This is a genomic window from Algiphilus aromaticivorans DG1253 (assembly GCF_000733765.1).
GTDB lineage: Bacteria > Pseudomonadota > Gammaproteobacteria > Nevskiales > Nevskiaceae > Algiphilus > Algiphilus aromaticivorans.
Window position 1 is genome coordinate 3,412,649 of record NZ_JPOG01000001.1, and the last position, 22,577, is coordinate 3,435,225.

Consider the following 22,577-nt stretch of genomic DNA (forward strand, 5'->3'; position numbering starts at 1 on the left):
ATAAATGTATGTAAATGGCGCTCAGCGCCAGAGTTCGTCAGGACCCCGCCATGACCCTGTCTTCCCCCCTTTCCCGGCGTGCGTTGCGTGCGCCGGGTCTTCTGTTTCCGCTGGTGTTGATCGGTCTGCTCGCTGCCTGCGGTAATGACGAGGCCAAGGAGGAGCCGGATGTGCCGGCCCCCGTGCGCGTGACGGAACTCCGCACCGAAGATGTCTCGCGCCACGGCGTCTATCCGGGCCGTCTGCGCGGTGCGCGCGAGGTGGAGGTGCGCGCGCGCGTCGAGGGCATCCTGGAAGCCCGCACGCACGATGAGGGCGCGCGCGTCGAAGCCGACGAGCAGCTCTTCCGCATCGACCCCCGGCCCTATGAGATCGCGCTGCAGCGCGCGGAGGCCGAGGTCGCCAACGCGCGCGCCATCGTCGACGAGGCTCGTCGCGAGTGGGAGCGCATCGAGGGGCTCTACGAGCGTGATGCGGTCAGCACGCGTGAGCGTGATCAGGCGCGCTCGGCGCTGGATCTGGCGAGCGCCCAGCGGGCCATGGCAGAGGCCGGCCGTAACGACGCACGTTTGCAGCTCAGCTACACCGAGGTGCGCGCGCCGGTGGCCGGGGTCACTGGACTGGAAACCGTTCCCGAAGGCACGTTGGTGGAGCGCGGCACCCTGCTCACCACCATCGTGCAGCTCGACCCGCTGCATCTGCGTTTCTCTCTGCCGGAAGCCGATGCCTTGGCGCGCCGCGTGCGCGAAGCCGCAGCTGACAACGGTGCTGCACGCGCGCGCGCCAAGCTGCTGCTGCCCGACGGCGCGATCTACGAGCGTGACGGCAGCGTCGACTTCACCGCCGCGAGCATCGATCCCGATACCGGCACTGTGCGCGCCCGCGCCATCTTCCCGAACCCCGAAGATGTGCTGCAGCCGGGCCAGTTCCTGCGCATTCGGGTGTTGCTCGAGGAACTGGAGGACGTCTTCCTCATTCCCGAGAAGGCTGTCGCGCAGGGCGACGATGGCCCACAGATCTTCGTCCTCAGCGACGACAAGGCCGAAGCGGTGGATGTGGAACTGGGCCCGGTCATCGACGGCAAGCAGGTATTGCACTCCGGACCCGAGGCGGGTGACCGCCTCATCGTCAGTGGTCTCGCGGGCCTGGCCGACGGCGACACGGTGCGCCTGCTCGACGCGGATGAGGAATCCGGCGACGGGAGCCGCTGATGCTGCGCTTCTTCATTGACCGACCCATTTTTGCGGCGGTTATCTCCATCATCATCACCCTGGCGGGCAGCGCCACGCTGGGTGTGCTGCCGGTGGAGCAGTACCCGGACGTCACGCCGCCGCAGATCTCGGTGCAGGCGAGCTATCCGGGTGCCAGCGCCGAGGTGATCGCCGAATCCGTGGCCGCGCCGCTGGAGCAGGAGATCAACGGCGTCGACAACATGATCTACATGGAGTCGAACAGCACCGATTCCGGCAGCCTGCAGTTGACCGTGTCCTTCGATATCGGCACCGACCCGGACCAGGCCGCGATCAACGTCAACAATCGCGTCCAGGCCGCCAGCTCGCGGCTGCCGCAGGCGGTGCGCAACCAGGGCGTGCGCGTGCAGGCGCGCTCCAACAACATCCTGATGGTCGCCACGCTGGCCTCTCCCAACGAGAGTTTCAGCAGCCTGGAGATCAGCAACTACGCGCTCATCAACATCCTCGACGAGCTGGTGCGCATCCCGGGCGTCGGCGATGCGCGGCTCTTCGGCGCGCAGGACTACTCGATGCGCATCTGGCTGCGGCCCGACAAGCTCGCCGACTTCGGCCTGACGCCCTCCGACGTCGCCGCCGCGCTGCGCGAGCAGAACGCCCAGTTCGCAGCCGGCCGCATCGGCGCCGAGCCGGCGCCCGCCGGGCAGGCCTTCAGCTTCACGGTGGCCACGCGCGGCCAGCTCAGCGAGGTCGAGGACTTCGAGCGCATCATCCTGCGCGCCGATGACGAGGGCGGCACGCTGCGCCTAGACGATGTGGCGCGCGTAGAGCTGGGCGCGCAGGACTACGCCTTTTCGGCGACTTATCGCGGCGAATCGGCGGTGCCCATGGGGGTCTATCTGCAGCCGGGCGCCAACGCGCTGGAGACGGCCACGGCCGTGCGCGAGACCCTCGCCGGGATCGGCGCCGAGCTGCCCGAGGGAATGGCCTACGACATTCCCTACGACACCACCGAGTTCGTCGAGATCTCCATCAAGGAGGTCATCATCACGCTGCTCATCGCCATCGCGCTGGTGGTGCTGGTGACCTTCGCATTCCTGCAGCATCTGCGTGCGACCTTGATTCCCGTGCTGGCGATTCCGGTGTCGCTGATCGGCACTTTCGCCGGCATGCAGGCGCTGGGCTTCTCGGTGAACCTGCTCACGCTATTCGGCCTGGTGCTGGCTATCGGCATCGTCGTCGACAACGCCATCATCGTGCTGGAGAACGTCGACCGCCTGATGCACGAGCAGAAGCTGTCGGCACGCGACGCCACCGTGCGCACCATGGAGCAGGTCGCTGGCGCGGTGGTGGCCTCGACCCTGGTGCTGGCGGCGGTCTTCGCGCCGGTGAGCTTCCTGGGCGGGCTGACGGGCGAGCTCTACCGCCAGTTCGCGGTCACCATCGCCATCGCCGTCATCGTTTCGGGCGTGGTTGCGCTGACCCTGACACCGGCGATGTGCGCGCTGCTGCTGGGTGGTCAAAAGCAGACCGTTGCTGCCCCCTTCCGCATCTTCAATCGCGGTTTCGATGCGCTGACTCGCGGCTTCACGCACGTGGTCAGCTATCTGCTTCACCACCGCATCATCGGCAGCGTCGGCTTCGCCGGCGCCATCGGCGCCATGCTGCTGGCGCTCAGCGCGTTGCCTACCGGCTTGGTCCCGCAGGAGGATCAGGGGCTGGTGCTGGTGGCGCCGCAACTGCCACCGGTTGCAGCCCTGAACCGGACCGAGGCAGCGCGCGACGCCCTGACCGAGAAGATTCTCGCCATGGAGGAAATCGAGGGCGCGGTGATGTTCGCCGGCTTCGATATCGTCGCCGGTGCGCTGCGCAGCAACTCCGGGGTGGGCTTCATCCAGCTCACCGACTGGGATGAGCGTGGCGGGTCGAATCAGGACGCCGCTTCGGTCGCCAAGCGCGTCGCGGAACTCGGCGATTCGCTACCCGAGGTCGAGGTGGTCAGCTTCGTGCCGCCCCCGATCCGCGGCCTGTCCTTGACCGGCGGTGTCGAAGGTTATCTGCAGATTGCGGGCGACCTCTCGCCGAAGGAGCTGGCCGCGCGCGCCGATCGCTTCGTCGCAGCGGCCAAGCAGCGTCCGGAGTTGACCAAGGTGCGCACCACGCTCGATGCCACTTATCCCCGCTATCGTGCCGATGTTGATCGCGAGAAAGCCAAGGCGGCCGGCGTACCCATCGACAGCATCTTCGAGGCCATGCAGTCGACCTTCGGCTCGCTCTACATCAACGACTTCTCGTTGGCTGGCCGCATCTGGCAGGTGCGCGTGTCCTCCGAGGCCACCTTCCGCGACCAGGCGAAGGACATCGACAAGGTCTTCGTGCGCGGTGACGGCGGCCAGATGCTGCCGCTGTCCAGCCTGGTGACGCTGGAGCGCGAAAGCGGTGCCGACATCCTGGCGCGTTTCAACGTCAATCCGGGCGCCAAGGTGCTGGCTGAGCCGGTCGAGGGCTACACCACCGGTGACGCCAAGGCCGCGATGGAGGCGGTCGCCGCCCAGCAGCTGCAGGCTGGCGACGGTATCGGCTGGACTGGCGAGGCCTTCCAGCTCGACGCGGCGGGCAGTGCCGGCGGCATTGCCTTCGGCCTTGGCCTGATCATGGTGCTGCTGATTCTCGCTGCCCAGTACGAGCGCTGGCTGCTGCCCTTCGCGGTGGCCAGCGCGGTACCCTTTGCTGTGCTGGGTGCGGCGGTGGCGATGTGGCTGCGCGGCTTTCCGAACGACATCTACTTCCAGGTCGGTCTGCTCGTGCTCATCGGCCTGTCGGCGAAGAACGCCATCCTTATCGTCGAGTTCGCCGCGCAGAACAAGCGCGAGGGTCACACCGCCGTGGAAGCCGCCATCGCCGCGGCGCGCCAGCGCTTCCGCGCCATCATGATGACGGCGCTAACCTTCATCATCGGCACGCTGCCGCTGGTCTTTGCGACCGGCGCAGGCGCCGCCAGCCGGCAGGAGATCGGCACCGTCGTCGTCGGCGGCATGGTGCTCGCCAGCTCGCTGGCGCTGCTCTTCGTACCGCTGATCTACTGCCTGCTGGAAGAGCTGAGCGACTGGATACGGGCGCGTCGCGGGCACGAGGAGACCTCGGCATGAGAGCGCTGATTCTGCTGCCCGTTGCGGCGCTGCTTTCGGGCTGCCTGCTCGGCCCGCAGCACAGCGTTCCGGCCTCCGAATTGCCGGAGCTGCTGACCCTGCCCGAGACGGTGGAGCGCGACGGCGCCGACTGGCAGGCGTGGTGGCGGGCTTTCAACGACCCCGCCCTGAACCGCCTCATCGAGCGCGCCATGGCCGACAACCTCGAGCTGCGCGAGCAGGCCGCGCGCATCCGTGCGGCGCGCGCGCGGCTCGGCTTCGCCGAGGCTGATCAGCTGCCCAGCGTCGACCTGCAGGCCGAGGCCAGCCGCCAGCAGCAACCCGGCGCGGCCTTCGGCATCCCCGGCGCCTCCAGTTCTACGCGCTCGCTGTTCTCGGTCTCCGGCGTGCTCGGCTACGAACTCGACCTCTGGGGCCGGCTGGCACGTGAGCGCGAAGCCGCAGCCGCGCAACTCGCCGAGAATGTCTTCGCGCGCGAGGCCGTGCGCCTGAGCCTGATCGCGGATCTGGTCACCACCTACTTCGAGTACCGCTCGGCGCAGCGCCAGTTGGGTATCACCCAGGATGCCGTCGCCACGCGCGAGGAGTCGCTGGGGCTGCAGCAGCTGCGCTACGACGCAGGTGCCGTCAATCGGCTGGTGCTGCTGCAGGCGAAGAGCGAGCTGGCCACGGCGCGCTCGCGGCTGCCCGACCAGCGCGAGCGCCTCGACCAGCTCGAAAGCGCGCTGGCGATCCTCGTCGGCGCCTCGCCGCGCGAGCTGTTCGAGGGCATGACGCTGGAAGACCGGCGCCTCGCCGATATCGAGGTGCTGAATCGCTATCCCGAAGTCCTGCCCTCGGAGCTGCTGGAGCGCCGACCCGATATCCGGGCGGCCGAGGCGGCGCTGCGCGCGGCCAATGCCGGTATCGGCGCCGCGCAGGCTGCCCGCCTGCCCAGCCTCAACCTGTCCGGGCTGATCGGCAGCACGGCTGCCGACTCGGGCGACCTATTCACCGGTGCCGCCGAGGCCTGGAGCATTGGTGCCTCGGTGCTCGGCCCGGTGCTGGACTTTGGCCGCGGCGGTGCCAATGTCGAAGAGGCCGAGGCGCTGCGCGATCAGGCGGCCCTGCAGTACCAGTCCACCGTGCAGACCGCCTTCCGCGAGGTGCGCGACGCGCTGTTCAGCTTCGAAGCCGCCCACGACCGCGTGCATGCCTTGCGCGAGCAGGTGGCGGCTATCACCGAAACCGCCGAGCTGGCCGAGATGCGTTACGAGGCCGGCGCCACCGACTTGCTCACCGTGCTCGACGCGCGCCGGGCCCTGCTGGACGCGGAATTGGCCCTGAGCGAGGCGCTGCAGCGGCGACTGACCGCCTCGGCGACCCTGTTCAAGACGCTTGGCGGCGGCTGGAATCCTGAGGCCGCGGCTGGCCTGGCCGGGCAGAAGGAAGGGGAAGGCGGGAGAAACTGACACTTGTCGTGTCGTTGCTTGGCGCCTACATTGGTGGCCGCGCGCAAGCGCGGCGATGCCACCAAGGAGGACGCGATGGACAGCAGCACGGCGCCGGCGGCTCCCGAAACCCGATCCGGCTTCATTCCGCGCCGGCACGGTGCCGACACGGCTGGCCAGCGCAAGCTGACCGCGGGTCTGCGCTGGTCCATCCGCGGTGACGCCGAGCCTGCGCCCGAGCGCTGGCAGGCCATCGGCGAGGCGCTGATGCACGGCGACCCGGCTGCCGACGCCCTCGTCGAATGGATGCAGGCGCAGGGCATGGGCAAGGCATGGCCGCTGCTGCAGCGCGCGCTGGCACAGGGTATCGAAGCCGTGCCCGAAGCGCCGGAACCCATGCGCGCCTTCTTCGCCACCGTCGAGCCGCTGCCGGACTGGGTGGACCCCGCGCTCTGTGCCCGCGGCGCGCGCGTCATCCAGGAGCTGGGCATGAGTTCGCACTACGCCCTGCGCGATGTGGCGCTGATGGGCGGTTATCAGGCCTCGGCGCTCAACAAGCCGCTGATCCTCACCGGTGCGCTGGACGGTGGCACCCCAAGGCGCATCGCCGAGACCATGAAATGGGTCGTCGCGGTGACGGCCGACAACGGCCTGCAGCGCTTCGCCGAGGGCTACCGCGGCACGCTGCACGTGCGGGTGCTGCACGCCATGATCCGCAGGCGCCTGCTCGATCGCGCGGACTGGTCCGTGGAAGAAATGGGCCTCCCCATCAATCAGACCGACATGGCCGCCACCTTCCTCGGCTTCAGCGTCGTGCAACTGCTGGCCGCGCGGCTGCTCGGCGTGCCTGTAACCAAGCGCGATGCGCACGCCGTCATGCATTTGTGGAAAGCCATCGCCTGGCTGATCGGCGTCGACGAAGCCTGGCTGACCGACGACGAGCAGGAAGGCCGCAGGCTGCTCTATCACATCACTCTGGCCCAGACGCCGCCGGACGACAGCACGCGCCAGCTCGGTCGCGCCTTGATGGAGGAGACGCTGGGTGTGCCCTATCCCTTCCCGCGGCAGCTGCGCGCGCGCTTCGAGCAGGCGCGGCATCTGTCGGTGACGCGGATGTTCGTGGGCGGCAAGGGCATGCGCCACCTCGGGCTGCCGGCGTGGATGCCGCCCTGGTATCCGCTCGTCTCTGCGCCGGCCACCTTCGGCTGGCACCTGGCGCACCGCCTGCTGCCGGGTGGTCGCGAGCGCCTGGCGCGCCGTGGCCGCCGCGCGCACGAGGAACTGGTGAAGCTGCACTTCGCCGGCCGCGAGCAGGGCTTGGCCGCTGTCGCGGACGGGAGCGAGGCGTCCGGATAAGGCTGGTGCGGCCATCATGCGCATGTATCATGCGCATAAAGCGCACCTGCAGGAGCTTGCCATGGCCCCGGACGACGCCGCCCCCGCCAAGAAGTCCGTGAATCTCTCGGTCCGCGAGGATCTGCTGAATGAGGCGCGCGCCCACGGCATGAACCTGTCGGCAACTTTCGAAGCGGCGTTGGTCGCGCAGTTGCGTGAAGACCGCGGTCGTCGCTGGAAGGAAGAAAACCGCGAGGCGATTGCGCATCACAAGGAGCGCATTCGCCGCGAAGGGATGTGGAACCAGCACCTTGTCCGCTTCTAGGTTGTAGCTTTGGCCCAGTTCACGGCCTACTACAACGAGCGTGGCGGCGAGGATGCGATTCCCTATCTGCTCGATGTGCAGTCGGACTGGGTCGAAACCGGCTCGCGCGTTGTCGTGCCACTGGTTCGTCGTTTGCGCTATGGCCCCCTCTATTCGCGGCTGAATCCGGTCTTCACCATCTCTGACACGGAGGTGGTCATGGCAACCTCCGATCTCGCAGCCATTGATGCACAGGAGTTGCGCCGGCCGGTCGCTGACCTTCATGCGGGGCGATCGGTCATCATGATGGCCCTCGACTTCCTCCTGCTCGGCTACTGATGCCCCAAACCGATATTGCTGCCCGCGACCGCCTCATCGTCGCCCTCGACCTCCCCACCGCTGACGCCGCCCGTACGCTGGTCGACCAGCTCGGCGATACGGTGGTTTTCTACAAGATCGGCATGGAGCTGGCGATGGCGCCCGGCTTCTTCGAGCTGCTCGCCGAGCTGAAGGCGCGGCGCAAGCAGGTCTTCGTCGACCTCAAGTTCTTCGACATCCCGGAGACCGTGGCGCGCGCGGTGCGCAACCTCTCCGAGCGCGGCGCCGATTTCTGCACCGTGCACGGCAACCAGTCGATCATGGAAGCGGCCGCGGCCGCCAAGACCGGGCACACGCGCGTGTTGGCCGTCACGGCGTTGACCAGCCTCGATCAGGGCGACATGGATGATCTCGGCTTCCAGGTGGATATCGCCGATCTGGTGCTGTCGCGCGCCCGCCGCGCGCTGGAAGCCGGCTGCGACGGCGTAGTGTCGTCCGGCCTGGAAGTCGCGCGCCTCAAGGCCGAGGCCGGCGGCAGCCTGGTCTGCGTCACGCCCGGCATTCGCCCCGTGGAGAACCGCGAAGAAGCTGACCAGAAACGCATCATGACGCCCACCGACGCCATCCGCGCCGGCGCCGACTATCTGGTGGTCGGTCGCCCGGTACGCGACGCGGCCGATCCGCGTGCGACGGCCGAGGCCATCGTCGCCGAGATCAAGGCGGCCGCTGCCTGAGACGCCTCGCAGCCGGCACCGTGATCCGATACCATGTTCATACACATGAATTGTGTGTATAGGCCATGAGCGTACGCAGCAATATCGTCTTTGACGACGACGTCTGGGAAGCCCTGCAGCAAACGCCGCGTGGCGAGCGCTCGCGTGTGGTGAATCAGGCCGTGGCCGAGTGGTTGAAGCGCCGCGATGCGGATGCGGCCTGTCGGCTGATGGATGAGATCAGCGCTCGCCATACGGCGCAGCCCGGAAGCGCTGTCGATTGGCTGCGCTCAGATCGCGAGCGGCAATGAATCCACTCGTCGTTGACGCCTCGGTCCTCATCAAGTGGTTCATCGTCGACGACGAAGGGGATCGCGAAAGCGCCGTGCAGCTGCGCGACGCCATTGCCCGCGAGCACGTCACGGCGGTGGCCCCGGATCTGGCGCTCTACGAAGTCGGCAATACGCTCGGCCGGCGCATCCCCGAGGATGCGCCGCTGGCCATGACGGCGTTGCAGCGTTTGCCGCTGAGCCTCTGCCCTCCCCAGCCCGCAGAAGTCGAAGCCGGCTTGGCGCTGGTGCGCGCGCATGGCGTGACCTTCTACGATGCCATCTATCACGCCATGGCCCTGCACCGCGCGGGGCGGCTGCTTACCGCTGATCGCCGTTATCTCGACCGCACTGCCGCTGCCGGCAGCGCAGTTCTTCTCGCCGACTGGAGTCTGAATTGAGCGCGCCCCTGCAGAATGACCGCTACCTCCGCGCCCTGGCGCGCCAGCCCGTCGACCGCACGCCGGTCTGGATCATGCGACAGGCCGGGCGCTATCTGCCTGAGTACCGCGAGGTGCGGGCGAAGGCCGGCGATTTCATGACGCTGTGCCGCACGCCGGAGCTGGCCTGCGAGGTCACCATGCAGCCGCTGCGTCGCTTCGATCTGGACGCGGCCATTCTGTTCTCGGACATCCTCACCGTGCCGGATGCCATGGGCCTGGGCCTGTCCTTCGCCGAGGGTGAGGGTCCGCGCTTCGCCAATCCGGTGCGCGACGAGCGCGCCATCCGTGCGCTGGCGGTGCCGGACCCGAACGACAGCCTCGGCTACGTCATGGATGCCGTGCGCACCATCCGCGACGCCCTGGCCGGCAGCGTGCCGCTGATCGGCTTCGGCGGCAGTCCCTGGACGCTGGCCACCTACATGGTGGAAGGCGGCTCCAGCAAGGATTTCGCGCACATCAAGGCGCTGATCTACGACCGCCCGGAGCTGGGCGACGCGCTGCTGTCGACGCTGGCCGAGGCCAGCGCGCAGTATCTGTCGGCGCAGGTCGAGGCCGGCGCCCAGGCCGTCATGGTCTTCGACACCTGGGGTGGTGCGCTGCCGCCAGCGGCCTATCGCCGCTTCTCGCTGGAACCGATGCGCCACATCGTCGAGCGCATCCGGCGCGATCATCCGGGTGTGCCGGTGACGCTCTTCACCAAGAACGGCGGCCAGCATTTGGAGATCATGGCCGAGACCGGCTGCGACGGCCTCGGGCTGGACTGGACCACCGATCTCGGCGATGCCCGCGCCCGCGTAGGGAACCGCGTCGCGCTGCAGGGCAATCTGGACCCGAGCATGCTCTTCGCCAGCCCGGCGCGCATCCGCGAGGCCGTTGGCGAAGTCCTCGAATCCTACGGCGCGGGCCCCGGCCACATCTTCAACCTTGGCCATGGCATCACGCCGGGCGTGGACCCCGAGCGCGCCGCGGCCATGGTCGAAGCCGTTCACGAGCTATCGCCCGCCTACCACCGGAGCTGAGATGGCGCGCTGGCTGATCCTGGCCGGCCTTGCCCTCGTTGTTGTCGGCCTCGTGCTGCATCATGCGCCCTGGCTGCTGAGCTGGTTCGGGCGCCTACCCGGCGATATCCGCATCGAAGGCGACAAGGGCAATGTTTTTATCCCGATCACCTCGATGGTCATCGTCAGCCTCGTGCTGAGCGTGATACTGAATCTCTTCAACCGCTAGTCAGGTGCCGCCGCGGCCAGGCACTGGCATCGATCGTCTCCTGATAGGCATGCCATGTCGCGTGGCCGATCCAGGGCAGCAGAACGGCAAAGGCGATGTAGCCGGTAAGCACGCCGACGGTGACGAAGGCGCCGATGCACAGCGCCCACACGGCCATGGTGGGCTTGTTGCGCAGTGTGGCGTTGACGCTGGTGATCACCGCCGTGACGGTGTCGGCTCTGCGGTCCAGCATCATGGGAAGCGAGAAAGCGCTGGCCATGAAGATGAAGGCGCAGAACATCGCCCCGACGGCGCTGCCGATGCCGAGGAAGGTCGCCCATGCGCGCCAGTCCGCCTCGCCGCCCATGGGAAAGAAGACGTGGATCATCGTCGCGGCGCGCGCCCAGACCAGGAACACCACGAGCAGGATCAGCGCGAAGATCGCCGCGTCGCTCAGCGTGCGGCCGGCGTCCTGCAAGCTGCGGCGGATCGATACCTCGGCGCCGGCGGCCAGCCGCGCGCTGACGGCGTAGAGCGTCATGACCAGTACCGGCCCGATAAAGACGAAGCCGCTGAGTACGCCGAGATAGAGGCCGAGATTGCCGAAATACCAGGCCGCGGCGGTGATCGCGTAGCTCAGCGCCACCATTATCAGCCCATAGCTCAGGCTCGTTCTCGGCGCGCGCTGCAGGTCGGCCCAACCGCGCCGGAGCCAGCCGAAGGGCGCGCGCCAGTCCAGGACGCGGCAGTCGGCGCAGATCGGCAAAGGCTTGTCGGAGCTTTCGGAGCGGCTCATGGCGATGCACGGCTAGGCGATGGCTCCCATCATAGATGCGCTTGTACCTCATGCCATTCGCCTTTCGATGCAGGCGCGTCAAGCCTGTTCCGGGCCACGCTCGCTGCGATCTGCATGGATGGCGAAGGCGGCCGGATCTTCAGCGCGATCCTGCGATGATTCGCATCAGTCTCGTGCTGAGCTCCACCCACAAACCAAAGAAGCACCCAACGCATGAAGGCATTTCTCCTCGCCGTCGGTGGGTTTCTGGCCCTTACGGCAAGCATGCTCGGTGCCTGTCTGGTCTGGGGCGGCCCGGCAGCGCCCGAGGGGCGCTCGGCTATCGTCGGTACCTTCCAGCGCGCGGCGATCGATCCGCCGGCCTTGCAGAGCTTCAAGGCACGCGACGGCACCGAGCTGGCCTACCGGAACACTCCCGCGGAGTCGCCGGAGCGGGGAAGCGTCGTACTGGTGCACGGCTCTGCGGGCGACAGCCGCGCCATGCAGCCGCTGGCGAAAAGCCTGGCCGCGGCGGGCCTCAACGCCTACGCGCTGGACATCCGCGGTCACGGTGACTCGGGCCCACGCGGGCGCATCGCCTATGTCGGCCAGCTCGAGGACGACCTCGCCGACTTCCTCGCTGCCGTGCAGCCGCCGGCGCCACGTCTGCTCGCCGGCTTCTCCTCCGGTGGCGGTTTCGCGCTGCGCGTGGCGGCCGGGCCCGACGCCGATGCCTTCGACGGCTATCTGCTGCTCGCGCCCTTCGTCAGTCACGAAGCGCCAACCTACCGCCCCGACGCTGGTGGCTGGGTGCGCGTCGGCGTGCCGCGCCTGATCGCCCTGCATCTGCTCGATGGCTTCGGCATCCGTGCCTTTCACCATCTGCCCGTCATGCGCTTCGCCGTTGACGCGAACAGCGGGCTGACGCCGAGCTACGGATTTCGCCTGGCCATCAACTTCCGGCCGCGCACGGATTGGCGCGCGGAGGTTGCCGCCGTTGCGCGCCCCACGCGTGTGCTGGTCGGCGGCGACGACGCTGTCTTCCACCCGCAAGCCTTCGCCGAAGTCTTCGCGCGGCAGGATGCGATGGACATCCCGGTGCGCGTGCTTCCGGGTATCGGCCACGCCGGCGTCGTTCTGGATCCTGCTGCGCGACGCGGGGTGGTCGAAGCCGCCGATGCCCTGTTGTCGGCGAAGCCGGTACAAGAGGCAGACTGAGGGCGCGAATCCGCCACGGAGGCCCCATGAGCGAAGACGAACCCGATAGCGCCCAGCGCAAGCAGGCCGAGGCTGTGCGCCGTGCCTGCATCGATGCCGCGCTGGCAGCCTGGGAGGACGCCGGCATCAGCGGCCTCTGCGCGGAAGGCCGCTGGGAGATCGCCATTCAAGCCATGCGCGAGCTGGAGGTGGAGACGGTGCTGCGCACCGCACAAGGCGATACCTGAGGCAGTCGCGGCTTCCCGGCGCTGGCCGGCGGTCCTATCATTGGCGATTGTGCGAGGGGCCTGACGGGAGGGTTTTGGGAATGCTGTCACTGCTGCTGCCGCGGGTGATCATCGGGGTGCTGACCATCACCGCCCTCAGCCTCTCACTGCTGCTGCATTTCCTGGTCTTTCTACCCTTCTCTCTGCTCAAGCTGCTCACGCCCTGGCAGACCGGGCGTGACTTCTGGACGCGCCTGATGGTGACCATCGCCTGGCAGTTCATCCGCAGCAATGCCCTGCTGCTGCGTCTGCTGACCCCGGTGCGCTGGGACATCCGCATTGAGGGAGCGCTGGATCCGCAGAAGCACTACCTGCTGATCAGCAATCATCAGAGTTGGGCGGACATCGTCGTCCTCTTTGAGGCGCTGCGCGGTCAGGTGCCCTGGCTGCGCTTCTTTCTCAAGAAGCAGCTGATCTACGTGCCGGTCATCGGCTTCGTCTGCTGGGCGCTGGACTACCCCTTCATGGCACGCCATTCGCGCGATGCCATCGCGAAGAACCCCGAGTTGGCCAAGGAGGATCTGGAAACCACCCGCCGCGCCTGCGAGCGCTTTCGCAACATGCCGGTGACCATCGTCAACTTTGCCGAAGGCACGCGCTTCACGCCCGAAAAGCACGCTACCAAGCAGTCGCCCTACGACAATCTGCTGCCGCCCAAATCCGGCGGGCTGGCCTTTGCCATCAGCGCCATGGGTCGCCAGGTCGCCGGGCTGATCGACGTCACCATCGTCTACCGACCGACGGGCTACAGCCTCGTATGGAGCTTTGCCAGTGGCGAGCAGGCTGATCTCATCGTCGAGGCAAGGCTGCACGAGATCCCCGAGGACATGCTGGCCGGCGACTACCAGAACGACCCCGAGTTCCGCGCCCGCTTCCAGCAGTGGGTGGCCGATTTCTGGCGCGCCAAGGAAGCGCGGCTGCGCGAGCTGCGCAACGAGCAGCCCGCGGCGCAAGCGACGGCGCTGCATTCGGGCGATTCGCGCGGCTGAGCCCGCGCACGGCACAATCGACCGGACAACCAGAGAGGAGCCGGGCATGAGCCGTATTCCCCGCGACAAGGACGACGATTACAGCAACGACATGGCGCAGCAGCGTCGCGACTTCGTGCGCGAGCAGACCGGCGTCGAGCTCAAGCACACCGGCAGCCACAGCTTCGATGCCGCGGACACCCGCGGCAACATCGAGCACTTCACCGGCGTCTGCCAGATTCCGCTGGGCCTCGCCGGGCCGCTGAAGGTCAACGGCGAACACGCCCAGGGTGACTTCTACGTGCCCATGACCACCACCGAAGGCACGCTGGTGGGCAGCTACAACCGCGGCATGCGCCTGACGCGCGAGGCCGGCGGCATCACCGTTTCTGTTGTCGACGACGTCATGCAGCGCGCGCCCGTCTTCATCTTCGCCAACGCCCGCGAGGCGCGCGACTTCGGCGACTGGGTGGAGGCCAACATGGACGCCATCCGCGCCACCGCCGAAGCCACCACGAGCATCGGCAAGCTGGAATTCGTACAGCAGTTCGCCGCTGCACGTTTCCGCTACCTGCGATTCAACTACACCACCGGCGACGCCGCCGGCCAGAACATGTGTGGCCGCGCCACGCGCGAAGCCTGCCGATGGATTGCCGACAACTATCCCGGTCCGATGGAGCGCTGGGTGCTCTCCGGCAACATGGATACCGACAAGAAGCACAGCCAGCTCAACACCCTCTACAGCCGCGGCAAGCGCGTGGTCGCCGAATGCGTGATCCCGGACGCAGTGCTGCAGCAGGTCATGCACGTCAGCACGAAGCAGTTCTCCGTCCAACGCGGCATCTCCAATATCGGCGCCATGCTGGCCGGCTCCAGCAACAATGGCAGCCACGCCGCCAACGGCATTGCCTCGGTCTTCATCGCCACCGGCCAGGATGAGGCCAACGTCGCCGAATCGCAGAGCGCCATCGTGCACAGCGAACTGACCGAGGCCGGCGACCTCTACTACAGCATCACCCTGCCCAGCCTCATCGTCGCCACGCACGGCGGCGGCACCGGTCTGCCCACCCAGCGCGAATGCCTGGAGATGATGGACTGCTTCGGCAAGGGCAAGGCCCGCAAGCTGGCCGAGATTATCGGCGCCACCGTGCTCTGCGGCGAGCTGTCGCTGGGCGCGGCCGTGCTGGCCGACGAATGGGTGAGCAGCCACGAGCAGTACGGGCGCAACCGATGATCCGGATATTGTCTGATTTATAAGACATAGGGCATCATAGGTCTTATATATAAGACGAAAGTATCGCTCATGCCGAAGACCGGCACCCGCACCTATTCCCGATACACCCGGCAGGCTGTTCGCCTGCTGGGCCTGCAGCTTCACACGCGTCGACTAGAGCGCGGCATGACGGCCGCCGCGCTGGCCGAGCGGGCCGGGGTTTCGCGGGATCTGCTCTATCGCGTCGAACGCGGCGACCCACGGGTTGCCCTCGGGCTTGCCTTCGAGCTGGCCGCCATCGTCGGCGTGCCGCTATTCGACCCCGACCCCGGCGTGCTCGACGCACACATCCGCCGCACGGAGGACAGGCTGAGCCTGCTGCCATCCGCCGTGCGCAAGCCGCAGGCCGCGCCCGCTGATGACGACTTCTAGCGCGAACGCGCCGAGCGAGGCCTATGTCTGGGTCTGGCTGCCGGGTACCACAGAGCCCGTCGTTGCCGGACGCGTGGCTGCGACCGCCGGCGGCTTCCAGTTCAACTACGGGCGCAGCTATCTGGCGCGCGAAAACGCGATCCCGCTCTATCTCCCGGAGCTCCCGCTCCACCCCGGGCGGCTTCCACTGCCGCCCGGCCTGACCATGCCCGGCTGCCTGCGTGATGCCGCGCCGGACGCCTGGGGGCGCCGCGTCATCATCAATCGGTTCCTGGGCGCCAAGGGACGCGATAGCGACACGGCGGCGCTCGACGAGCTGAGCTATCTGCTGGCATCCGGTTCGGACCGGATCGGTGCCCTGGATTTCCAGGCCTCCGCCAGCGAGTACGTGCCTCGCACCGCCGAGCGGGCGCCTCTGGAAGCACTGCTCGACGCAGCCCGATGCGTGGAGGAAGGCCTGCCCATACCGCCCGAGCTGGAGCGTGCGCTGTTGCACGGTACTTCCCTCGGCGGCGCCCGCCCGAAGGCCATGATCGACGACGGCGAGCGCAAGCACATCGCCAAGTTCGCCAGCAGCACGGATCTCTATCCCGTGGTCAAGGCCGAATACATCGCCATGCGTCTCGCCAGCCTGCTGGGCATGACTGCGGCGCCGGTCAAGCTGGTGCAGGCCGCCGGCAAGGATGTCCTGCTGGTTGAGCGCTTCGACCGCCGGAAGACCCCGGAGGGCTGGCAGCGCAAAGCCGTGGTGTCGGCGCTGACTCTCCTGGAGCTGGACGAGCTGATGGCGCGCTATGCGAGTTACGAGCAGCTGGCGGAAATCATCCGCCACCGCTTCACCCAGCCCAAGGCCACCCTGCGTGAACTCTTCGAAAGGTTGGTCTTCAACGTGCTCTGCGGCAATACCGACGATCACGCCCGCAATCACGCCGCCTTCTGGGATGGCGCGCAGCTCAGCCTGACGCCGGCCTATGACATCTGCCCGCAGGGGCGCGTCGGCAACGAGGCGAGTCAGGCCATGCTGGTTCACGGCGAGAACCGCCTGAGTCGGCTCACCGTATGCCAGCAGGCTGCACCGCAGTTCCTGCTGTCAGAAGCCGAGGCGCGGGCACTCATCGAGCGGCAGATCGCCGGAGTCCACCAACATTGGGAGCAGGTCTGTGACGAAGCGGCCCTTTCGCCCGTGGATCGCAAGCTGCTCTGGGGCAGGCAGTTTCTGAATCCCGACGCCACTACCGGCTACGAGCGGCTATGACGGCCGCGGTGCAGGAACGCCCGCGTCAAGCGCACCACCGAGCATGAATGCAAGACAGCCGCTTCTTGTGGCGGCCAATGCCCAGGCCTTAGGCTGCCGCACGACATTCATTCGAGCGGCCGACAGCATCGGCCGCGCATCCGGAGCACAACAATGAGCGACCAAGCCGGCTACACACCCCCGCGCGTCTGGACCCAGGAAGAGGCCAGCGGAGGCCGCTTCGCCAGCATCAACCGCCCCGTCGCCGGCCCTACGCAGGACAAGGAACTGCCGGTCGGCGAGCACCCTTTCCAGCTCTATTCGCTGGCCACACCCAACGGCGTGAAAGTCACGGTGATGCTGGAGGAACTGCTCGCGCTCGGTCACAACGGCGCCGAGTACGACGCCTGGCCGATCAACATCATGGAAGGCGAGCAATTCGGCAGCGGCTTCGTCGACGTCAATCCGAACTCCAAGATCCCGGCGCTGCTGGACCGAAGCGGAAAGCAGCCCATCCGCGTCTTCGAATCCGGCGCCATCCTCGTGCACCTGGCAGAGAAGTTCGGCGCCTTCCTGCCCACCGACACGGCGGCGCGCGCCGAAACCCTGAGCTGGCTCTTCTGGCAGATGGGCAGCGCGCCCTTCCTGGGCGGCGGCTTCGGCCACTTCTACGCCTACGCCCCGGAGAAACTGAAATACCCCATCGACCGCTTCGCCATGGAGGTCAAGCGCCAGCTCGACGTGCTGAACCGGCGGCTGGCCGACAACCGCTTCCTGGCCGGCGACGAATACACCCTAGCCGACATCGCCAACTGGCCGTGGTACGGCGTGCTGGCGCAGGGCAAGCTCTACGAAGCCGGCGAGTTCCTGCAAGTGCAGAGCTACGAGCATGTCCAGCGCTGGGCCAGCGAGATAGACGCCCGCCCGGCCGTGCAGCGCGGCCGCATGGTCAACCGCTTCTGGGGCGAGCCCCACGAGCAGCTCCCCGAGCGCCACGACGCCAGCGATTTCGAATTGCGAACCATGGACAAGATCCAGGGCAAGGATTCGGGTGGCAGCAAGATTTGAAGGCGGCCCCGGCGCTCCGTTGAATGGAGAAAGCCGCTCGAAGAGCACGGTGATGTATCCAGGTCGCAGCTGCGTTAAGCGGTTCGTCCGCACCGCCGATCGGCGGCTGGCCGTCACGGCCATCCGCTAGCCCTGAGACTGGGGGGTCCCTGCCCGCCAAAGGCGGGAGGACGACCGGCCAGCCAGGAGACCGCCTATGCGGGTCGCGGTAACACCTTCGCTTCGCATGCTCGCCCTGGTGCGTGCCTTTCCGTGCGACAGGCTTGAGGCCGGGCGTCGCTTCTTCGCTGAGGACTTGTGCGAGGACGGCCGCCGGGAAAGTGGTCTACGTGTGAGCGACCTGGAGTCGGCGATCGCCGTCATGCTCCGGCGTGGCCTGCTCGAGCCCGTCCACGACCGCCCGCGCTGCTACGCCCTGACCGACAGCGGCGTGCGCTATCTGAGCGGCGGCTACCGCTGGGAGCATGGCCTGTGGCGCCGCCTCCGCGGCCGCTTGCTGCTGTGGCAGCTTGCGCAGCGGCGACGGTACCGCACCGTCCGCAAGAGACTCGTCCGCGCCGACGATCACTAAGCCTTCTGCCGCGAGCCAGAGCGCCATAGGTCCTACTAGGCAGTGGCGGTCCCCTCCGTTAGGCTCGGCCTAAGAGCATGGGCAATGGGGGAGCCGCCGTGCCGAAGCGCAACGCGATTGGCAAGGAGAACTCCAGAAAATGCCAAGCGACGACCGCATACGATTGCGCGGCGACGATCCCGCGCCGTGTAACCGTCCTCTACACGCAGACGTGCGTTACCCAACGCCAAGACTGCTTCTTGTGCCGCTGCTCCCAGCGCGCCCCTGTTGCTCTACTCTCACTTATTTCAATTTCGACAAGAGCCTATGGGCCATCGGTCACCCAGATTCTCGTGGAGTTATGAAGCGCGCATTATGATTGAATGATGATGCGTGCGACCTAATCACTGTTAGACAGAAGTCCACTATTGGCACAAAGCGGCTGGCTGGGCCCATACCTAGTGGCCGTGCGATGAGCGCGCCTAGGTGAGTGGAGGTGCCGTCGCGGTTTCCGAATGAGGGTTCACTACCTCGGAGGTAGTCATGGCAGCTGAGTCTTTGGTTTCTTTTCTGGTCTGGTGCACGCTCCTCAATTACGCCGTCTTGCTGATCTGGTTCGGCGCTCTTGTCACGGCGCATGATTGGGTGTTCGCGCTTCACACGCGGTGGTTCAATCTCTCGCGTGAGGTCTTCGACGGCATCCACTACGGTGGCATGGCGGTCTACAAGATCGGGGTGCTGTTGTTCAATCTTGTGCCGCTCGCTGCCTTGAGCCTTGTGTAGCGAGGCGGCGGCGTCGCGAACGCGTCATGTGCGATGAGGCAGCGAGCCGAATGCTTGGCTGCCCAGCGTGCGTAGCTGTTGGGTTCGCCGGTTCGACCTTCGGACGGACTTGCTCTACTGTCGGCCGGTACACGGCCCTGACTTAGATCGTCGTGCCCTTTTCTTGATGCCCGCGCGGGTACGAGCGGTATCGATACGTCCCGTGCTTGCCATCTACCCAAGGAGTTCCTTATGTCGATGAACGCCCCCGCGAGTGATGTGCTCGCTCTGTCCGCCATGCTGCTTATCGGTTGTGGAGGGGATCCGGGTTCGGAGGCCGCCGATGAGGGGGCGTCAGCCCAGGCGAAGAGCGGCTGCACCGAGCGTGATGGCGCTTGGTTCGGCCGTACGGCGGACGGCGCCATGATCACCAGCCAGACGCCAGAGGCTTGCGAGGAACGGGCCGGCAAGTGATGTCGTGCCCTGATTCAAGCGCGTTCCGGTAGGTTCTGAGCGAATCAGCGACGAAATGATCACGATCTACCATCTGGCTGCATCGCAGTCCGAGCGCGTGATCTGGCTGATGGAGGAGTTGGAGTTGCCCTATCGGCTGGAGCGCTTCGAGCGCGAGGCCGACGGTTCCGCGCCGCCGGCCTACCGGGCGCTGCATCCTTTCGGCACGGCGCCGATTATCCGCGACGGCGATCAGGTGATGGCCGAGTCCGCCGCCATCGTCGAGTACATTAGCCGGGTACATGGCGGTGGCCGACTGAGCGTCGGCCCTGACGAGCCGGGCTACGCGGATTATCTGCAGGGCATGCAGCTGAGCGATGCCATCCAGACTGCGCTCTTCGTGCGTATGGCTTACGCCGGTGGCGCCGGGGAAAACTCGGACGAGGCGTCGGAGCCGGTCATCGTGCGCGCCTGCCGGCGGCGCGAAGACGGCTACTTCCGCTATCTGGAGGAGCGCCTGAGCGCCCAGCCCTATGCGGCCGGCGAGCGCTTCAGCTGCGCCGACATCATGGTGCTGCACAACCTGACCGTGCTGCCGCATTTCGGCGGCCGCGCCATCGAAGACCTGCCCAACACGCAGGCCTACGTCGCGCGCGTCAGAGAGCGGCCGGCCTACCAACGGGCCGCGGCGATCGCGGCTGGCTCGGAGGCGCCTGCCGGCTGACCGATCCGCGGCTGGGGCGTCTTCCATCGCCTCAGAATCGCGCTTCGGGCAGTTGTTACAGCAGTTGCGATCGTTACCGAATGGCGCTCTCGGCCAGTTGCGCTCCGCTATGATCCGGGCACCAGAAGGACGTGGGGACGGCCTCACCGCTCCATCATGCAACGGGGACGACCCCGGCAATTGAGGCAGGAAGACAGATGGCTTGGGTCATTCTTGTTGTCGCCGGTCTGTTCGAGATCGCCTGGGCGATCGGGCTGAAGTACACCGAAGGGTTCACGCGCCCGTGGCCGACCGTCGGCACCGTGCTGGCGATGGTCGTCAGCCTGTGGCTGCTCGGGCTCGCCATGAAGTCGCTGCCGGTGGGGACCGCATACGCGATATGGGTGGGCGTGGGCGCTGTGGGAACGGCGATTCTGGGCATCGTGCTCTTCGGGGATTCGGCAAGCGCCGGCCGGCTGATCAGCATCGGGCTGATCGTCGCGGGCCTCGTTGGCCTCAAGCTGGCGACGCCGGGCTGAGAGGGCGTCGGCGCGTGGCTGGTGGGGCTACCTCTCATGGATCGAAGTGCTCCCCGAGATTTCGCGCTGGCCGCGTGGCGCGGTCGTGTCCCTAGCCGTGGTGTAGCTCCTTGGGTATGACGGTGGCTACCGGTTCGGCTGGCTGCGTTGCTTAGGCTGCCACAGCCGGCAGTTGCATGGCGGGTGGATGGATGACCTCGGTGATGGTTTCCCGGGTCATGTAGCGGGCACGTTGCACGGCCCACTCGTCGTTCTGTTCCAGGAGGATGGCGCCGACGAGGCGCCGGATTGCCGCTTCGTTGGGGAAGATGCCGACAACCTCGGTGCGTCGCTTGATCTCGCCGTTGAGACGTTCCAGCGGGTTGGTGCTGTGCAGCTTCACGCGGTGGGCGGCGGGGAAGTCCATGTAGGCCAGTACGTCGGTTTCGGCGTCGTCCATGAGCGTGGCGAGCTTGGGCACGCTGCTGCGGAGTTGGTCGGCGACGTGGCGCCACTGCTGGCGCGCTGCCTCGGCGTCATTCTGGGCGAAGGCGGTGGCGATGAAGGCGGAGACCACGCGCCGGCCACTCTTGCCGGCATGTGCCAGAGCGTTGCGCATGAAATGGACACGGCAGCGCTGCCAGGTGGCGGTGAAGACCTTGGAGACAGCCGCCTTGATGCCTTCGTGGCTATCGGAGATCACCAGCTTGACGCCCCGCAGTCCTCGCCGCGCGAGCTTGCGCAGAAAGTCCTTCCAGAAGGTCTCGGCCTCCGACGGGCCGATATCCATGCCAAGCACCTCGCGGCGGCCATCGTCGTTGACGCCGACCGCGACAATCACCGCCACCGAGATGATCCGGCCGGCTTGTCGGACTTTGACGTAGGTGGCATCGATCCACAGGTAGGGCCAGTCCCCCTCGATCGGTCGCTCCAGAAACGCGTGGACGCGCTCGTCGATCTCCTCGCACAGCCGCGAGACCTGGCTCTTCGAGACGCCGGTGCCGCCCATGGCCTGCACCAGATCATCGACCGAGCGGGTCGAGATCCCCTGGATGTAGGCCTCCTGAATCACCGCCGTCAGTGCCTTCTCCGACATCCGTCGGGGCTCCAGAAAGCCCGGGAAGTAGCTGCCCTTGCGCAGCTTGGGAATGCGCAGCTCCACGGTCCCGGCCCGCGTCTGCCAGTCACGCTCGCGGTAGCCATTGCGCTGCACCAGACGCTCGGCGCTCTTCTCGCCGTAACCCGCACCCGTGCGGGCGCCAATCTCCAGCTCCATCAGGCGCTGACTGGCAAAACCAATCATCTCACGCAGCAAATCAGCGTCCGGGCTCTTCTCCAGCAGCGCTCGCAGGTTCATCATCTCATCGGTCATCGGTGGTTCCTCGGTGAAGGTTGGTCGTCGCAATCCAAACCTAAACCAGTTGCCACCGGTGACACCCAATCACTTACACCACGTCGTGGGACACGACCCGTGGCGCAGAAGCCATCAATGGAAGCCCGAAGAGCTCGCGCACTCGGTCGGCAGGGAAGCCGATGTGCTCCGGCTTCAGCACGATCTGGTCGGCAAGTAGCCCATTGAGCTCGTTCAGGGTTGCGGGCGGCAGCGGTGCGCGTAGCCGCGCATCCACGCTGTGGCTGTACTGATTGATCGTCGCCAGCACCGAACGTGAGTTGCTGGCGGCGATTGCCGAAGGCGTTGTGGCTTCAGCCTCGGCCGTCGCCTCCGGTTCAGGAACTCCGATCATGAGCAACGAGCGGGAGATCTCTTCCACCAACCGGGTCGGAACCGTCTTGTAGGGTGCGGCCTCCGTCACCACTCCCAGCCGCGTGCGTTCGTTGACGCCGAGCACGAGCTGAATACGCCCGACGCGGATCAGATTGGCCGTCCACTCGCCAAGCCGGTTGGACGGTTCGGGCAACGTCTCCGCGGGCTTAGCCTTCATTGCCTTCAACAGCTTTGAAGTGCAGCGCAGGGTTGTCATTCGTCGGTCTCTCAACTC

The 22,577-nt window shown here is 66.8% G+C and carries 26 protein-coding genes; 23 read left to right on the top strand and 3 right to left on the bottom strand.

From position 1 onward, the window contains the following. Positions 1-50: 50 nt before the first annotated feature. From U743_RS15900 to U743_RS15950, 11 genes are all read left to right on the top strand, one after another. A complete protein-coding gene (locus U743_RS15900; RefSeq protein WP_043769670.1) occupies positions 51-1,211 on the top strand; it encodes an efflux RND transporter periplasmic adaptor subunit in 1,161 nt (386 codons plus the stop codon). After that, positions 1,211-4,339, top strand: coding sequence for an efflux RND transporter permease subunit (locus U743_RS15905; RefSeq protein WP_043769673.1), 3,129 nt, complete (start codon positions 1,211-1,213; stop codon positions 4,337-4,339). Before U743_RS15900 ends, U743_RS15905 begins: the two co-directional genes overlap by 1 nt. Further along, positions 4,336-5,790, top strand: coding sequence for an efflux transporter outer membrane subunit (locus tag U743_RS15910; protein ID WP_043769676.1), 1,455 nt, complete (start codon positions 4,336-4,338; stop codon positions 5,788-5,790). The genes U743_RS15905 and U743_RS15910 overlap by 4 nt, the downstream gene beginning before the upstream one ends. A gap of 75 nt (positions 5,791-5,865) precedes the next feature. After that, positions 5,866-7,125 carry an oxygenase MpaB family protein gene (locus U743_RS15915; protein ID WP_156966474.1) on the top strand — a complete coding sequence of 420 codons (1,260 nt, stop codon included), beginning with the start codon at positions 5,866-5,868 and terminating at the stop codon, positions 7,123-7,125. A 61-nt stretch (positions 7,126-7,186) separates the two neighbouring features. Beyond that, the gene (locus U743_RS15920) at positions 7,187-7,429 is read left to right on the top strand and encodes a type II toxin-antitoxin system CcdA family antitoxin (RefSeq protein WP_043772526.1); all 243 of its coding nucleotides are present in this window, start codon (positions 7,187-7,189) and stop codon (positions 7,427-7,429) included. Positions 7,430-7,438: 9 nt separating this feature from the next. Beyond that, positions 7,439-7,747: a CcdB family protein gene (locus U743_RS15925; protein ID WP_043769678.1), complete on the top strand. Its 309-nt coding sequence runs from the start codon at positions 7,439-7,441 to the stop codon at positions 7,745-7,747. Next, on the top strand, positions 7,747-8,460 hold the full coding sequence (pyrF, locus tag U743_RS15930) for an orotidine-5'-phosphate decarboxylase (RefSeq protein ID WP_043769680.1): 714 nt from the start codon (positions 7,747-7,749) through the stop codon (positions 8,458-8,460). The genes U743_RS15925 and pyrF overlap by 1 nt, the downstream gene beginning before the upstream one ends. Before the next feature lie 65 nt (positions 8,461-8,525). Next, a complete protein-coding gene (locus U743_RS15935; protein WP_043769683.1) occupies positions 8,526-8,750 on the top strand; it encodes a hypothetical protein in 225 nt (74 codons plus the stop codon). After that, positions 8,747-9,169 (top strand): type II toxin-antitoxin system VapC family toxin, encoded by a 423-nt coding sequence (locus U743_RS15940; RefSeq protein ID WP_043769685.1) that lies wholly within the window; start codon positions 8,747-8,749, stop codon positions 9,167-9,169. Before U743_RS15935 ends, U743_RS15940 begins: the two co-directional genes overlap by 4 nt. After that, a complete protein-coding gene (gene hemE, locus U743_RS15945) occupies positions 9,166-10,230 on the top strand; it encodes a uroporphyrinogen decarboxylase (protein ID WP_043769687.1) in 1,065 nt (354 codons plus the stop codon). The genes U743_RS15940 and hemE overlap by 4 nt, the downstream gene beginning before the upstream one ends. A 1-nt stretch (position 10,231) precedes the next feature. Beyond that, positions 10,232-10,438 carry a DUF2905 domain-containing protein gene (locus tag U743_RS15950; RefSeq protein ID WP_043769690.1) on the top strand — a complete coding sequence of 69 codons (207 nt, stop codon included), beginning with the start codon at positions 10,232-10,234 and terminating at the stop codon, positions 10,436-10,438. Here U743_RS15950 and U743_RS15955 read toward each other — a convergent pair. After that, a complete protein-coding gene (locus U743_RS15955; RefSeq protein WP_043769694.1) occupies positions 10,428-11,213 on the bottom strand; it encodes a DUF2189 domain-containing protein in 786 nt (261 codons plus the stop codon). The genes U743_RS15950 and U743_RS15955 overlap by 11 nt on opposite strands. Positions 11,214-11,426: 213 nt before the next feature. Between U743_RS15955 and U743_RS15960 the strand changes: the two genes are divergently transcribed. From U743_RS15960 to sugE, 12 genes are all read left to right on the top strand, one after another. Continuing rightward, the gene (locus U743_RS15960; protein ID WP_043769697.1) at positions 11,427-12,410 is read left to right on the top strand and encodes an alpha/beta hydrolase; all 984 of its coding nucleotides are present in this window, start codon (positions 11,427-11,429) and stop codon (positions 12,408-12,410) included. Positions 12,411-12,436: 26 nt separating this feature from the next. Beyond that, positions 12,437-12,637 (top strand): hypothetical protein, encoded by a 201-nt coding sequence (locus U743_RS15965; protein ID WP_043769700.1) that lies wholly within the window; start codon positions 12,437-12,439, stop codon positions 12,635-12,637. An 80-nt stretch (positions 12,638-12,717) separates the two neighbouring features. Continuing rightward, positions 12,718-13,665 carry an acyltransferase gene (locus U743_RS15970; protein WP_043769702.1) on the top strand — a complete coding sequence of 316 codons (948 nt, stop codon included), beginning with the start codon at positions 12,718-12,720 and terminating at the stop codon, positions 13,663-13,665. A gap of 46 nt (positions 13,666-13,711) precedes the next feature. Next, entirely contained in the window at positions 13,712-14,878 is a 1,167-nt protein-coding gene (locus U743_RS15975) for a hydroxymethylglutaryl-CoA reductase (RefSeq protein WP_043769705.1), read from the top strand. 69 nt (positions 14,879-14,947) lie between these two features. Continuing rightward, a complete protein-coding gene (locus U743_RS15980) occupies positions 14,948-15,289 on the top strand; it encodes a helix-turn-helix transcriptional regulator (protein ID WP_043769708.1) in 342 nt (113 codons plus the stop codon). After that, a complete protein-coding gene (locus tag U743_RS15985; RefSeq protein WP_043769711.1) occupies positions 15,276-16,544 on the top strand; it encodes a type II toxin-antitoxin system HipA family toxin in 1,269 nt (422 codons plus the stop codon). The genes U743_RS15980 and U743_RS15985 overlap by 14 nt, the downstream gene beginning before the upstream one ends. 153 nt (positions 16,545-16,697) lie before the next feature. Then, positions 16,698-17,591 carry a glutathione-dependent disulfide-bond oxidoreductase gene (gene yghU / locus U743_RS15990; RefSeq protein ID WP_043769715.1) on the top strand — a complete coding sequence of 298 codons (894 nt, stop codon included), beginning with the start codon at positions 16,698-16,700 and terminating at the stop codon, positions 17,589-17,591. A 196-nt stretch (positions 17,592-17,787) separates the two neighbouring features. Continuing rightward, a complete protein-coding gene (locus U743_RS15995; RefSeq protein ID WP_043769718.1) occupies positions 17,788-18,162 on the top strand; it encodes a hypothetical protein in 375 nt (124 codons plus the stop codon). Positions 18,163-18,684: 522 nt separating this feature from the next. Further along, the gene (locus U743_RS16000; RefSeq protein WP_043769720.1) at positions 18,685-18,924 is read left to right on the top strand and encodes a DUF6868 family protein; all 240 of its coding nucleotides are present in this window, start codon (positions 18,685-18,687) and stop codon (positions 18,922-18,924) included. A gap of 231 nt (positions 18,925-19,155) precedes the next feature. Then, positions 19,156-19,377, top strand: a complete 222-nt coding sequence (locus U743_RS16005) for a hypothetical protein (protein ID WP_043769723.1) — start codon at positions 19,156-19,158, stop codon at positions 19,375-19,377. Between the two features lie 55 nt (positions 19,378-19,432). Further along, positions 19,433-20,080, top strand: coding sequence for a glutathione S-transferase family protein (locus tag U743_RS16010; protein WP_043769726.1), 648 nt, complete (start codon positions 19,433-19,435; stop codon positions 20,078-20,080). Between the two features lie 197 nt (positions 20,081-20,277). Next, the gene (sugE, locus tag U743_RS16015) at positions 20,278-20,598 is read left to right on the top strand and encodes a quaternary ammonium compound efflux SMR transporter SugE (protein ID WP_043769729.1); all 321 of its coding nucleotides are present in this window, start codon (positions 20,278-20,280) and stop codon (positions 20,596-20,598) included. A gap of 151 nt (positions 20,599-20,749) precedes the next feature. Here the strand turns inward: sugE and U743_RS16020 are convergent, their stop codons facing one another. After that, positions 20,750-21,949 (bottom strand): IS256 family transposase, encoded by a 1,200-nt coding sequence (locus U743_RS16020; protein WP_043764746.1) that lies wholly within the window; start codon positions 21,947-21,949, stop codon positions 20,750-20,752. Between the two features lie 73 nt (positions 21,950-22,022). Continuing rightward, on the bottom strand, positions 22,023-22,559 hold the full coding sequence (locus tag U743_RS16025; protein WP_156966476.1) for a DUF6933 domain-containing protein: 537 nt from the start codon (positions 22,557-22,559) through the stop codon (positions 22,023-22,025). Positions 22,560-22,577: the final 18 nt, after the last annotated feature.

Coding starts and splice junctions, on each gene's coding strand:
- U743_RS15940 (WP_043769685.1), top strand. CDS start 8,747: ATGAATCCACTCGTCGTTGACGCCTCGGTCCTCATCAAGTGGTTCATC.
- U743_RS15900 (WP_043769670.1), top strand. CDS start 51: ATGACCCTGTCTTCCCCCCTTTCCCGGCGTGCGTTGCGTGCGCCGGGT.
- U743_RS15935 (WP_043769683.1), top strand. CDS start 8,526: ATGAGCGTACGCAGCAATATCGTCTTTGACGACGACGTCTGGGAAGCC.
- sugE (WP_043769729.1), top strand. CDS start 20,278: ATGGCTTGGGTCATTCTTGTTGTCGCCGGTCTGTTCGAGATCGCCTGG.
- U743_RS15955 (WP_043769694.1), bottom strand. CDS start 11,213: ATGAGCCGCTCCGAAAGCTCCGACAAGCCTTTGCCGATCTGCGCCGAC.
- U743_RS15905 (WP_043769673.1), top strand. CDS start 1,211: ATGCTGCGCTTCTTCATTGACCGACCCATTTTTGCGGCGGTTATCTCC.
- U743_RS15915 (WP_156966474.1), top strand. CDS start 5,866: ATGGACAGCAGCACGGCGCCGGCGGCTCCCGAAACCCGATCCGGCTTC.
- pyrF (WP_043769680.1), top strand. CDS start 7,747: ATGCCCCAAACCGATATTGCTGCCCGCGACCGCCTCATCGTCGCCCTC.
- U743_RS15980 (WP_043769708.1), top strand. CDS start 14,948: ATGCCGAAGACCGGCACCCGCACCTATTCCCGATACACCCGGCAGGCT.
- U743_RS16010 (WP_043769726.1), top strand. CDS start 19,433: ATGATCACGATCTACCATCTGGCTGCATCGCAGTCCGAGCGCGTGATC.
- U743_RS15910 (WP_043769676.1), top strand. CDS start 4,336: ATGAGAGCGCTGATTCTGCTGCCCGTTGCGGCGCTGCTTTCGGGCTGC.
- U743_RS15920 (WP_043772526.1), top strand. CDS start 7,187: ATGGCCCCGGACGACGCCGCCCCCGCCAAGAAGTCCGTGAATCTCTCG.
- U743_RS15985 (WP_043769711.1), top strand. CDS start 15,276: ATGACGACTTCTAGCGCGAACGCGCCGAGCGAGGCCTATGTCTGGGTC.
- U743_RS16020 (WP_043764746.1), bottom strand. CDS start 21,949: ATGACCGATGAGATGATGAACCTGCGAGCGCTGCTGGAGAAGAGCCCG.
- U743_RS15970 (WP_043769702.1), top strand. CDS start 12,718: ATGCTGTCACTGCTGCTGCCGCGGGTGATCATCGGGGTGCTGACCATC.
- U743_RS15965 (WP_043769700.1), top strand. CDS start 12,437: ATGAGCGAAGACGAACCCGATAGCGCCCAGCGCAAGCAGGCCGAGGCT.
- U743_RS15995 (WP_043769718.1), top strand. CDS start 17,788: ATGCGGGTCGCGGTAACACCTTCGCTTCGCATGCTCGCCCTGGTGCGT.
- U743_RS15975 (WP_043769705.1), top strand. CDS start 13,712: ATGAGCCGTATTCCCCGCGACAAGGACGACGATTACAGCAACGACATG.
- U743_RS16000 (WP_043769720.1), top strand. CDS start 18,685: ATGGCAGCTGAGTCTTTGGTTTCTTTTCTGGTCTGGTGCACGCTCCTC.
- U743_RS16005 (WP_043769723.1), top strand. CDS start 19,156: ATGTCGATGAACGCCCCCGCGAGTGATGTGCTCGCTCTGTCCGCCATG.
- U743_RS15960 (WP_043769697.1), top strand. CDS start 11,427: ATGAAGGCATTTCTCCTCGCCGTCGGTGGGTTTCTGGCCCTTACGGCA.
- yghU (WP_043769715.1), top strand. CDS start 16,698: ATGAGCGACCAAGCCGGCTACACACCCCCGCGCGTCTGGACCCAGGAA.
- U743_RS16025 (WP_156966476.1), bottom strand. CDS start 22,559: ATGACAACCCTGCGCTGCACTTCAAAGCTGTTGAAGGCAATGAAGGCT.
- U743_RS15950 (WP_043769690.1), top strand. CDS start 10,232: ATGGCGCGCTGGCTGATCCTGGCCGGCCTTGCCCTCGTTGTTGTCGGC.